The sequence below is a fragment of the Nostoc sp. FACHB-152 genome (assembly GCF_014697475.1).
In the GTDB taxonomy this organism is placed as follows: Bacteria; Cyanobacteriota; Cyanobacteriia; order Cyanobacteriales; family Nostocaceae; genus Nostoc_B.
On the sequence record NZ_JACJRV010000004.1, the window covers coordinates 211,078 to 224,172 of the forward strand.

Below are 13,095 nucleotides of genomic sequence, written 5' to 3' on the forward strand. Positions count from 1 at the left end.
TCAGCTAAATTTTTTAGTTTTTAAGCTATTTTGTCTGTCTCTGCAATTAACTTCCAGCCTAGAACTTTTTTAGGCTGTCATACCAGCGTGTGTATTCAAATATGATCTACCAAGCTTCACCGCCTTTACCACCAGCAGAAGTCGCAACTTTACCAGCGCAAGATACTCCTATTACAGCACCAGATAAAAATAGTGCTAACCCAGCGTATAAAACTGCGCGGCATACGGTAGCTACTCCTATTCCACCTGAAACTACACCATCTGCTGAGTTTTCCACAAATGGCTTAGAAGAATGGGAACTTTCTGCTGAAGGTATTTCCGATGAAGAAGCAGAAGTTCTGCCAAATAAAACAGTTACAACCTTCTCTGAAGTTTCTTTAACTGATAAAATTGCACAAACATCAGATGAGTCAGAAGATTTATTAACCAAACAAATTAATAAATGTACAGATGACACAACAGCTACCACTAGTGCAAGTTTAGCAACATCAGAAAAATCTCCTGATTTGTTGACTAAACAACTGATTAAATGCAAACAAATCAAAGCACCCTCTGAAGTTGCTACTACCAGCGAAAATTCAGCAAAGCCAGATAAGCTAGTAGCTTTGTCAGCAGAACAGCCTACTCAGTCTGAATTTCAACTTATAAATACCCAAGCCAGTATTGAATTTTTCATTAATGATAGAACGACAACACCAGACAGATCTCAAGTAACACCACAGCCGCCACAGTCTTCTACTCAACATAAAATTAAAGCACCGGCTAAAGTTGCTGCGACAACACCAGACAACTCAGCCGCAGAACAACAACCGCTACAGTCTTCTACTCAACATAAAGTTAAAGCACCGGCTAAAGTTGCTGCAACAACACCAGACAACTCAGCCGCAGAACAACAACCGCTACAGTCTTCTACTCAACACAAAGTTAAAACGCCTGCTAAGGTTGCTGCAAAAACTCCAGAGAACAAAACTAAACCAAAGTCATCAGTTCAACGTAAAAAGACTACAACGCCTGTTAAAGTTGCCACAAGTGAAACTGACTCAAGAAGATTAAAACAACCGTCTCCATTAAAGGCACAAGCTACTAAAGTTGAAGTTGCCAGAAATAGTGATGCAGCCAAAACCCAGGAAGACTTAGCTGGTTTTTTGGCCAAACAATCTTCACAGGGTCAAAATCCAACAGTCTCAGATCCAGTTACAATCGCTACAAGAACACCAGAAGACTTAGCAACTTTTGTAGCTAAACAAAGATCGCAAACTGTTACAGCAATTTCGGAAGTTGTTACCAATGATACTTCTAAAACTGCTGATGATTTCGGAACTTTTTTGGCTAAACAAGCACTTCAGGAGAATCATGATACTACTATTGCATTTAATGAAACTGCAATACATTCTGATGACTTAGCCCCTTTCTTAACGAAACAACCACCTCATTCATTAGTTCCACAAAAAGTTGCTAATGTCCCTGATGAAGTTTCAACTAACAGCAATACAACAAAAAAATCGGAAGATTTAGGCGCATTTTTAACGAAACAACCGCCTCAGTCACAGGTTCCACAAAAAACTGCTAGTAATACTACTTCTGCATCAACTCAAAAACCTGTAAAAACTCAACCTTCCCAAGTACAGCCTCAGAAAGAAGGGGTAGATGTCAGTACGAGTATATTAAATGTAGATAATGGTTCACGAATAACTTTCACTCAAACGGCAAGTTCAAACTTAGAAAATTTATTGCTTGGGGTAATCATCAATAGAAGAGAGGTCGGCAACTTAGATGTTATACGTCAAGGGAATACTTTATTATTGCCGTTAGAAGACTTTGCTAAACTTGCTGACTTTACCGTTGAAATCAAAGACGGTAAGACAAAATTAAGCACACCTTTAGGTGTTATTAGTCTTGGTGATAATGATATTCAAAATATTAAAGGTATTACTTATATTAGTGATACTGTTATACGGGAAAAATTATCTTCAAAAATAGAGTTTAACTCGTTAGATTTAGCTTTAATTATTGACTTGCCTTGGGGCAACAATAGTACTGAATATACTAGCCAAACAGTTAAGTTACAACCAGATGTATTTGCTCCTAACAATGGATTTTCTAATTTCAGACAAGAGTTAAATATTGTTAATAACTCAGGAGATGTAAGGTTACAAAGTTCTACACTGCTGGGTGGCAGATTAGCAGGTGGCTTATGGCGTGTACGTGTCAATAATAATTTTGAAAATTCTCCTGATTTATCTGAATATTTTTACTATAAACGTAATGGTGGATTCCTTTATCAAGTTGGGCGGCAACAAATTGGCATCAATCCACTGTTAAATTCGCTTAATCTTACAGGAGCGCAAGTTGGCTATACAAATATACCAACAGACAGATTTAATCAAAATAACAGTGCTAATGAACTATTACCTAGACGTTCTAGACCTTTACAAACTTTCCAAGGTGTAGCACCACCAGCTAGTTTTGTGCAACTCAGAGTGTCTGGCATTGTTGTGGCGCAGCAACAAGTGGGGTTTGATGGTAGATACGAATTTATTGATGTTAATTTGCCTGTTGGTCAAAATAATCAAATTGAGGTTTTAATTTTTGATCGTAACAATCTTAGCGTTCCTAGTGAAATTCGTTCTGTTCGCATAAATTCTTCTGATTTGTTATTACCAGCAGGTGGCAATGTTCAATTAGCTGGTGTTGGTTTAACTGGGAATTTAGCTCAAAATACTTTGTTTGATGATAATAGTATTGATGCTGGTCAGTTTGCAGGTTTTTACCAAGTTCGTCAAGGTCTTTCTAACAACTTAACTTTTGAAGGTTCTTTACAAGCTATACCCAATGCATTACAAAGCCAAGCTGGGTTAGTTTGGCGAGTAGCTAATCCTGTTGTTTTATCTGCTAGCGTGGGTAATTCTTTTGGTAAGTTAGCTTACAACACAGATTTAGATATCCAATTAGGCAAATTGGATATTACTGCTAATTCCCAGTCTTACCCATCAGGTTATCGTAATGGAAAAAACTCTAGTGAGTTTCTGAATCATAGTGCAGAAGTGAGCTATCGATTTAATAATAATTTTCAGTTAGGTTTTCTAGCACGTAGCCGTAAAAGTGGGAGTGATTCTAATGAATATATATCACCCACTTTCTCTTTAAGACCATTTTCTAATTTATATTTAAGCGGTAGACCTGACATTACAGGGCAATATTTATTTAATGCGTTTTATCAAATTAATCGTGCTGCTAGGCTTTCTTTGAATACGTTTGGTGATAGATACACTACTAATTTAAACTATGACTTTAATCGCAGTTATCAACTATCTTTAGGTAGCAATTTTGGTGGTGATTTCGCTACTCGCTATACAGCTACACTTAACCATAATCCATTGGATATTAGACAACTGAGTTGGCGAATGGGACTAGCTTATAGTGAGGGGAATTTCGGGCCAGTTGTCGGTGCTACTATGCAAGTACTTCCTGGTTTGTTTGCCAGAGTGGAATATCAAGGTATTCCGCTTGCAGGTAGAAGAAATAATTTTGGCGGCTTTGGTGACGATCGCCTGACAATATCATTAGTATCAGACTTATCGTTTGCTGGTGGCCGAGCCGTTCCTAGTAATTTTAGCTCTGTTGGGAAAGACCGTGGTGCGATCGCTGGGCGTATTATCTTCCAAGGCGAAAACCAAGGTTATGACTTAAGTGGTGCTAGTGTGCGAGTCATGAATAACCACAACAAGGCTGTTGGTGGTGCAACAACAGACTCTAGTGGTAATTTCTTTGTCGGCGGTTTACCAGAAGGTGTTTATCGAGTAGAAGTTGACCCAGAAAAGCTACCTGTAGAACTTACCTTACCGAAAACCAGTCGGGTTGCTGAGGTGGGAATGGCTGGTGTAACTAATTTAGATTTTGCCGCCAGATTAGAATACGGGTTAGCCGGCAGAATTACCGATGTTGCAGGTCAACCTATGCCAGATGTACGAGTAGAACTAGTAAACCTCGCTGGTACAGAAGTTTTATCAGCTATGACTGACGAATTTGGGCTGTATCGTGTTGATGGAGTTCCCACAGGGAAGTATACATTGCAGGTTCCGCCTCAAGAGGCGATCGCGAATAGCTCGACTCTTCCCAAACGCGAGGTAACTATTCGTAACGAGTTCGTCTACGACCAAAATCTGCAATTACCAATTTCTACAGCAGCCAAAGAAATTAAGCAAAAATAAAGTTTTTTCAGAGATTGCATACTTTATCAAAGCATAGTGACTTTTGTAAAAAAGCGGCTTCTCGTATATCACCTATTTCCACTACTATGTTTATTGTTCTCCAGTCGTATGGGCTACTTCTGGCTACCCGCAGATCGTCATGCCAAAATCAAAAAAGAGCGCCAATCCCATCAATTTAAACGATCCACAATACTATCTCAACCGAGAGTTAAGCTGGCTGGAATTTAATAGTAAAGTGTTGCATGAAGCCTGTGACTCACGCACACCACTGTTAGAACGACTAAAGTTTTTAGCAATCTTCAGTTCTAATTTAGATGAATTCTTCATGGTGCGGGTTGCAGCATTAAAGCAACAGGTGGAAGCAAAAGTTACTCAGTTAACTCCCGATGGTCGTACCCCGCAACAACAACTAGACGATATTCGCTTGAACCTGAGTCCGCAAGTAGTCAAACAACATCAACATTTTGAAGAAGTTCTACGTCCCCTACTTGCCCAACACCGTATTCATCTACTGGATTATATTAATTTAAATCAAAAACAACGGACTTATTTAGATAATTATTTTGAAGAACAAATATTTCCAGTTTTGACTCCTTTGGCTGTTGATCCTAGCCATCCTTTTCCCTATATTTCTAATCTCAGTTTAAATTTGGCAGTTGTCGTCAAAAACCCCGATACTGACGAGGAATTTTTTGCCAGAGTCAAAGTTCCTAGCGTTCTACCGCGATTTTTACCTTTACCACCAGAGTTAGGCATTCAAGAAAATGGGCAACCAGCAAACTGGACAGGTGTACCTTTAGAACAGGCGATCGCGCATAATTTAGATGCGCTATTTCCGGGTATGAATATCCAGGAATATCATCCCTTCCGCATTACCCGTGATGCCGACTTAACACTAGAAGAAGATGAAGCAGATGACCTGCTATTAGCGATCGAACAGGAACTACGTAAACGTCGTATGGGTGGTAATCCCGTCCGAATAGAAATTCAATCCCAGACTCCAGAACCAATCCGGACAAGGTTGTTGCAAGATTTAGACTTAACAGACAGCGATGTTTATGAAGTAGATGGTTTATTGGGTCTGCGAGACTTGATGTACTTTATGGCATTGCCTTTGCCGGAATTAAAAGATCCTCCTCGTCAGTCTGTCGTTCCTCCGCGTCTGCAAAGATTGCGAGAACCGAGTATAGATACAGATGTCATGGAGATGGAAGAAGGCAAAGACTTTTTTGCAGTAATTCAGGAAAAGGATTTATTAGTACATCATCCTTATCAATCTTTCTCAGCTACGGTTGTGCGTTTTATCACCCATGCAGCCTATGACCCGAATGTACTAGCTATCAAAATGACCCTTTACCGGACTTCTGGTGATTCGCCGATTGTTAACGCCTTAATTGCTGCGGCTGAAAATGGCAAGCAAGTATCAGTATTAGTAGAATTAAAAGCCCGGTTTGATGAAGAAAATAATATTTACTGGGCAAGGCGTTTAGAAAGAGTTGGAGTTCACGTTGTTTATGGGTTAGTTGGCTTAAAAACCCATTGCAAAACCGTCATGGTAGTGCGCCGAGAAAAAGATCGGATGCGTCGGTATGTACATATCGGCACTGGAAATTACAATCCAAAAACTGCACGATTATATACCGATTTAGGATTGTTCAGTTGTCGTGAAGAATTAGGTGCTGATATTACGGACTTATTTAATTTTTTGACTGGATACTCGCGGCAAAAGTCTTATCGAGAATTATTAATCGCGCCTGTGAATATGCGCGATCGCTTTTTATCTCTAATTAAGCGTGAAATCGAAAATGTTCAGAATGGATTTTCTGGCCGGATTGTTGCCAAAATGAATTCTCTCGTCGATCCCCAAATCATCGCCACCTTGTACGAAGCTTCCCGTGCTGGTGTGGAAATTGATTTAATTATTAGAGGGATTTGCTGTTTACGCCCAGGAATCAAAGACATTAGTGAAAATATTCGGGTAATCAGCATTGTCGGTCGCTTTTTAGAACATTCCCGCATCTATTATTTTTATAACAATGCTCAGGAAGAAATCTATATTGGTAGTGCTGATTGGATGCGCCGCAACTTAGATAGGCGGGTGGAAGTAATTACACCAATTAAAGACCAAGATATTGCTAAAGACTTGCAAGAAATTCTCGGAATCATGCTAGCAGATAACCGTCAAGCTTGGGAATTGCAAGGTGATGGTACTTACATACAACGCCGTCCCTGCGATGATTGTGCCGATTCTAATTCACAAATAACTCTGATGAATATGGCACTGCGTTCTACAGGTATAGCTGGAAACTTGCTTGATTCTAAAAAAGTTAGTTTTTATACTGATAACTAAAAAAATAATTTTTTTAGCAAACTATAATTTTTCAATACTTTATCTAGATGAATTTGTTGACTAGACAGCACTTATTCAACCATAAGATAGAGTAATTCTGGGAACTTACTCTCATAAACTATAAGCACTGTTGTAATTTATTTTGTTTTCCCTTGAATGTTAATGCTCTCCTGTGAGTCTTCTGCGTTACGCGTTCTAGTGGTTGATGACCACGAACTAACTCGCTTAACTCTGCAATTAGCTTTTTCTTGTCAAGAAAATATTCAAGTTGTTGGGTTAGCTAGTAATGGTCAAGAAGCCGTAGAAATGGTGAAACGCTACCAGCCTGATGTGATTGTTCTAGATTTACAGATGCCAATCATGGATGGTTGGAGTGCTTCTAGTCAAATTAAAGCCATCTCTCCACATACTCAGATACTTGCTTATTCCTCAGTAGAAGATGCTCATTCTTCACCTACCACGGGAATGGCTAACTTTGATTATTTTTGTAAGAAAGATGTCCCTACCACCGAACTCATCGCTATGGTTAGACACCTAGGCCACCGTGGGGGAGATACGAGAATGGCAGGATAATGTTGCGGCTTCGTTATTGGCAATTTAACGTAGGTTTGGCTCAGTTCTGGAAGCTTGGGAATATTGATTATATGGGCGCGTCGATATAACTCGTAACGTAGAGTTATACCGACGCAGTTTTTATATCTCTACTTAATTATTGCCCGTTTCTGGAATAGTACGTTTATATTCATCAATTAAATCGTCTAGTTCTTCTAAAGCTTGATTGACATCTACTCTCAAAGTGCCTAAGTTGGGCTGTTCCAGGAGGCTTAATAGGTAGTCTCGTTTACTTTGAACAGCAGTAATTCTTTCTTTGATAGTTTGTAGATCCATTGTTGTTGTCTCATGGTTAACTATATCCAGTTTAAAGTTAACGCAAAACCGGGAGAAGCTTGATCAAACAGCCAAAAGTTGTCAAACCTGTGACTAAATGATTGCGAAGAAACGACAAACTAGGTTTTTGGATGGTTGGTCTTCCGTAATCTGTTACACATAGCCGATGATAATAAACTAATGTGTTAATAAATATTATCTTCAGCTCATGTTACGCCAAATCTCTTTGGGAACTTTAGGTTTAACCATCGGTAGCATATTAACCATTGTCGGTTTCATCGCCTATGCTGCTAATAATGCCACCCTAAATCTCGTCGGTTTTTTTTACGGTTTTCCTTTATTGTTGGGAGGGCTGGCACTCAAAGCCAATGAACTTAAACCCATACCTTTCACACAAGCAACAACACCACAAGTATTATCTTTACGGCAGCAACAAGCAACAGTCACTCAAAATAAAATTCGCAAAGACATTACGCGATATTGCTACGGTCAAGATGACCACTTCGATACAGCACTGACTTACTTGGGGCTGAGTCCCTCTGATGAAGACAGGCCAACAGTTACCGGTTTACGAGAAGAAGAAACTAATGGTGCATATACGTTAATTTTAGAATTTGATTCCCCTTTTATTCCAATTAATGTTTGGCAAGAAAAGCAAGAAAAAATGACTAGCTATTTTGGCCCTGGAGTTGAGATTAAAATCACCCAGCCAGGAGAAAATAAGATTGAATTAGCTTTAATTACTAGTCAATAATCAATGGTGAGTCAGTTGTTCATGAGTTTCTCATCAACAACTGACGTTAGGGACATTAGGCAGGTTTATTAATTATTGACAGGGCGAGTAAATACAGAAGTAAAACATCTCAAAATATCTTATGCACAATTAAACTTACCAAAAATTATTTTTCTAATCTCACGGCATACCACTGTAAATATTGTCCTGCGCCGATATCTAACTCGCAACTTGTGTCAATTAAATATTGGGCTTTATCTTGCACAGAATCGATATTTTGCAATTCTGGTGGTAAATCCTGTAAATTAATTCCTTGTAAAACTTTTTGCAACTTTTCTAATAATTCTGCGGCTGTAAGAAATTGCTCTGGTTGATTGGTTTCTAAAACAACAAAATTATCTTGTTGGTACATTAAATAGTCTGGCATCGTATTAATGGAGTAGATTATTTTTTTTGTAAGAAGTTTATTTTAAAGGTAATTGTTTAACGGTAGACAAACAATTACCTTTACTAAATTTTATCTTTATATATTTTAGTCAATAAATCAGTAATGTCTCAGAAACTTTACCATATGTTTTGAGCATAGATAAGTATTCAAGGCTAAGGTAAGAAATTTTACTGAAATTTTTAAGCTTCTCTAAATTTTCACCATAAAGTTTATCACCTAGCTTGATAATAACCCTATGTAATTTATTGAATTCTTCTTTAAGAGGATGTCTAAAATTTTTTTGTGTTGTATTTAAGACTTGTAGAAACCCTTAAATACTTCTTTTTAAGAGGTATCAAGAAAATTATATTAATACTTCTCAGACATCCTCTAACAGCAGAGATAGAAGCTTGAGCTATAGATAAACAAAGCAGATGCCTAGCGTTCCTCAGATTGGATTTTAGCTATATTCTAAGGTAGATTTGATAATTTTTGAAGTTATCCTTATTATGTGTTCAAAGTAACTTTATCACTGGGCTTGATAATACTATCAGTATGTATATAAAGTAACTTTATAACTCTAGAATTTTAGAGGATGTTTGAAGTTTTACCTAAAATAGCAATTACAGTTTAGCACTAGGGAAATATAAGCATAAGATTTGCTACCAAAGTTAAAACTAGACAACTCAAAATTACTATTAGCTTTTTAGTAGATTTCCATGCAACGTAATTATCTAAAATTTTTTAGACAGCAGTTGGTTGACTCTTCTGTTATCCAAAAAAATTGGATTGTGGATTGAGGTATTCTGATGCTGCAATTTCCGTACTTAAGCAGATTATTATGCGGCGATCGCCATCTCAGTGGACGACTTTACCTTTTATTCAACCAGGGTTGCAGGCTAAATTTAAACCGCCCATTAACATTAGCCAATAACTTCAACTCAGGCGGACTTAGCCTATCTACATTTTAGTAAGGTTGTACATACCCCAAACAAAACCTGAGTTTGAAGCATTTTGGTTGTGTAATCAAACCTTACTCTAGTTTACCCATTCCGATAATCTTATTTTCTGTGGAACGCAATTCATGTCAGCGATAAGCCCCTTTTCACTTTCTAAACAACCTCCGGTAGTTCTGGTGGCTGATGATGATAAGACCATCCGCGTGCTTTTGCGTGAAGCTATGGAACAAGAAGGCTATCGAGTGGTTGAGGTCACAGATGGTAAGCAGTGTTTAGATGCTTATGAGACTGTTAAACCAGACATAGTGTTGCTAGATGCAATTATGCCTGTAATGGATGGTTTTACTTGCTGTAAACAATTGCTGCAAATTGCCCGAAATAATCTGATCTCAGCACTGGCAAATCTAGATATAGACTCGGCTTCGGGTGGTGCTGTGATTTCTAAGCTATGGGGACGTACTCCAATATTAATGATTACTAGTTTAGATGATGCAGCGTCTGTAGACCGTGCTTTTGAAGCAGGAGCCACTGATTACATTACTAAGCCAATTCACTGGGCAGTTTTGCGCCAACGTTTACGCCGCCTGCTACAGCAAGCTCAAGTATACAAACAGTTAGAGGCGGCAAACTTGGCGTTGCAAGAACTTGCTAATGTTGATGGCTTGACTGGTCTGGCTAATCGCCGCCGTTTTGATGAATATTTAACTACACAGTGGATTAATCTAGCCCAAGAAGGCTGCCCATTATCTTTAATTTTATGTGATATTGATTATTTTAAATTTTATAACGATCAATATGGTCATCCGGCTGGGGATGTTTGCTTGCAAAAGGTAGGTGCTGTTTTAAACAAGAAAGCACAAAAACATCATGATTTGGTAGCGCGTTATGGTGGTGAGGAATTTGCGGTAGTCATGCCCAATACTCATGCATCTGGCGCATTTCATGTTGCGAAAGCGATGCAAACTGGGGTGCGAAATTTACAAATTGTTCATGATGCTTCTGCTGTGAATGATTATGTTACTCTGAGCATAGGAGTAGCCACCCTGATTCCGACTTGGGAAACTTCCCCTTCAGATTTAATTGTTGCCGCCGACAAAGCACTTTACACAGCTAAGGCAGAAGGACGTAATCGAATTGTTCTGAGGTAATTAAAAAGGATACACTGGCAAGGTGAAGTGAAACCACGCACCACCATTAGCATTAGAGTCTACCCAAATTTGACCATAATGCGCTCGAATAATACGTTGGCATAGACAAAGACCAATCCCATATCCTTCTGTACCTTCGTCTCTTTGCAGGCGGAAGTGATTTTCAAAGATCAGATCACGACTTTCTAGAGGAATACCAGGGCCAGTATCGCCGACACTAAACTGAACCTTTTGAGTGGTGCGGTGTAATCCGGCAATGCTAATTTTGCCGCCAGCTGGGGTATATTTAATGGCGTTATCTAAGAGATTTACTAAGACTTGACGGATGCGTTCAGGATCGGCATACACGCTGGGTAAATCTTTAGGAATATCTGTTTCTAGAATTTGCGATTTAGCCATGTAGCGATCGCGCAATTCTTCTAACACTTCTAAACAGAGTTGTCCTAATTCTGTTTTTTGCGGTATAATAGTAAACTCTTTATCGCTGCCTCGACCTACCTGTAACAGATCAGCAATTAACCGATCAATTATCTTAGTTTGAGTACGAGCTTGTTTTAATAAATGCGCTGCCATTGCTGGTTTCAAACGCTGAAACTCACCTAACTCTATATTGTAGTTAGATTGTAAAGTTTCAATAGCGATCGCTGCTGCTGTTAAGGGATTACGAAGGTCATGAGCCAGCATCGCAATTACTCTGTCTTTAAATTGCAACTGTTCCTGAAGCTTCTCTTTTTCTTGCTTTAAATTAAAAATTTCGTCTGAGAGTCTGAGCAGTTCCGCAGAAACAGCAACAGAAGTAATTGTTGATTTAGGCGATGATATACGCCCATTATCATCTATACGCTCTTGTAAATCTTCTTGCAATTTTAAATAAGCATCGACAGCAGCCTGCCAGCGTGGCCACCAGTTCTTGAGTTGAGCAATAATGTTACTTCCTGCAAGAACTTGTCTTGGTTCTGGGTGGATTTTGATTAAAGCTGGTGTAGCTACTAATTTAAAATGTTCTGCCAGATATGGTTGTTGACCGACATCGATAATTTGAAGTTCAAAATTATACTCAGCCTGTAATTCTTTTAAGTAAGCACGTAGGCGCTGTACTTGTTGTCGAGACTTAGGTCGTCCATCGACAAATAGTAATAACTGGAGAGGAGCCTCAAAAGAAGTAGGCTGATCCTGGGAAACTTGCATGTAATCGTGTTTCAGCACTGGTAACAACCTGGCGACGCTTTGCAGAAAGTACAATGAACGAATTTTTGTCGATGGTCGTTGTTTTTTCCAATTTAATATCTATTTTAGATTTTTCCTACTCCCATCTGAATCTAGGTTTTTGATGTAAGTCTCTAACTAGCGCGGATACGCCCTAGCAAAATATGAAATAAACACTATTTCTTTTCCTATCGCCCTACACCTTCCTGTCCCTATATTTCTGAAGAGCAGCAACACAGGCGGCGCACCACCTGCTACAAATAGAATCAACAAGACCTCTTGACTATTGTTTGTTCTCTATTCCCTAGTTTCCTTGTTTTTTGAAAGATACATCTTGTTCTACCTTTGTTTTCTTTTTAGCTAGCATACTGCTTATAAAACAATCTACTTGTCAGTATAAATTCGGTTTTAAGTACTAATACAATTGACAGAGAATTATACTGGCATTTTTTTATACTAAATCTAAGTTGATTTGTGCAGCGATCGCTGAAGGTTAACGCTTTAATTGGCTGAGATCTTAGGTAACAAATTGCCCATACCATAGTATTTATCTGGTAGCCATTAATTGTTCTAGCAAACACTTGACGCTTGGCTTAACTATCACTACTAAAACCCTAAACTTGGTTTAGCTTTAGGGCCGACTTTCTCAGAATAGCTTCCCCTTTACCGCAGCAGTTAAATAACTCTTAACCACAAATTTACTGCCTTTTGTAAACTTTTAGTTAGCGATCGCTCAAAATTCTCTAAGTCTAGCTTGATAGTGCTTTCAATAGAGTGATTTAGCCCGAATCTGACAAATCACTCCTTTTTGTTGGTGTGAAAACACAATAACTTATCACATTAGCATTTTCCTCACTGTGATCAGCAAACTTTTGTGAGGGTGGCAAAAACAGTCACAGCCAAACATCGGCTTTCTTGAACAACTGCGATCGCCTTGCTACATGAAAGAGTATTTACTCTCACAATTGCTTAGAGTTTTTTTAGCATCAGTGAGTGCAAACTTTTTTCTTTTGAGGCTCATGCTAGATATAGATGTGGTTTTATTTTATCACTTTTAATTTAAAAATTTTATTATTGACCAATTTTTGTCCACTTTGTAAGTATAGGTTCTTCAAGCAATTTTGTTGGCTCCTGAGTTGTGATGTCTAGAGATTTTATAGGAATCTGGTTTGA

Annotated in this window: 9 protein-coding genes; 6 read left to right on the forward strand and 3 right to left on the reverse strand. The window is 38.5% G+C overall.

The annotated features are described in order from the left end of the window. The first annotated feature begins 101 nt into the window (after positions 1-101). From H6G76_RS06105 to H6G76_RS06115, 3 genes are all read left to right on the forward strand, one after another. Complete coding sequence (locus tag H6G76_RS06105; protein WP_190696969.1) at positions 102-4,211, forward strand: carboxypeptidase regulatory-like domain-containing protein; 4,110 nt, start codon at positions 102-104, stop codon at positions 4,209-4,211. 139 nt (positions 4,212-4,350) lie between these two features. Further along, positions 4,351-6,561: a polyphosphate kinase 1 gene (gene ppk1 / locus H6G76_RS06110; protein ID WP_190696972.1), complete on the forward strand. Its 2,211-nt coding sequence runs from the start codon at positions 4,351-4,353 to the stop codon at positions 6,559-6,561. A gap of 156 nt (positions 6,562-6,717) precedes the next feature. After that, entirely contained in the window at positions 6,718-7,134 is a 417-nt protein-coding gene (locus H6G76_RS06115) for a response regulator transcription factor (protein ID WP_190696975.1), read from the forward strand. 132 nt (positions 7,135-7,266) lie between these two features. On the opposite strand, the gene H6G76_RS06120 is transcribed toward H6G76_RS06115, so the two are convergent. Then, a complete protein-coding gene (locus H6G76_RS06120; RefSeq protein ID WP_190696979.1) occupies positions 7,267-7,449 on the reverse strand; it encodes a hypothetical protein in 183 nt (60 codons plus the stop codon). A 208-nt stretch (positions 7,450-7,657) separates the two neighbouring features. Here H6G76_RS06120 and H6G76_RS06125 point away from each other — a divergent pair, with 208 nt between their 5' ends. Further along, on the forward strand, positions 7,658-8,203 hold the full coding sequence (locus H6G76_RS06125) for a DUF2854 domain-containing protein (protein ID WP_190696982.1): 546 nt from the start codon (positions 7,658-7,660) through the stop codon (positions 8,201-8,203). A gap of 145 nt (positions 8,204-8,348) precedes the next feature. Here the strand turns inward: H6G76_RS06125 and H6G76_RS06130 are convergent, their stop codons facing one another. Continuing rightward, positions 8,349-8,609: a chlororespiratory reduction protein 7 gene (locus tag H6G76_RS06130; RefSeq protein ID WP_190696985.1), complete on the reverse strand. Its 261-nt coding sequence runs from the start codon at positions 8,607-8,609 to the stop codon at positions 8,349-8,351. A gap of 796 nt (positions 8,610-9,405) precedes the next feature. Here H6G76_RS06130 and H6G76_RS06135 point away from each other — a divergent pair. Then, positions 9,406-9,543, forward strand: a complete 138-nt coding sequence (locus tag H6G76_RS06135) for a hypothetical protein (protein ID WP_190696988.1) — start codon at positions 9,406-9,408, stop codon at positions 9,541-9,543. A 150-nt stretch (positions 9,544-9,693) separates the two neighbouring features. Further along, positions 9,694-10,716, forward strand: a complete 1,023-nt coding sequence (locus H6G76_RS06140) for a PleD family two-component system response regulator (RefSeq protein ID WP_190696991.1) — start codon at positions 9,694-9,696, stop codon at positions 10,714-10,716. On the opposite strand, the gene H6G76_RS06145 is transcribed toward H6G76_RS06140, so the two are convergent. After that, positions 10,717-11,922, reverse strand: a complete 1,206-nt coding sequence (locus tag H6G76_RS06145; RefSeq protein WP_190696993.1) for a histidine kinase — start codon at positions 11,920-11,922, stop codon at positions 10,717-10,719. It lies immediately after the preceding gene. Between the last annotated feature and the right edge of the window lie 1,173 nt (positions 11,923-13,095).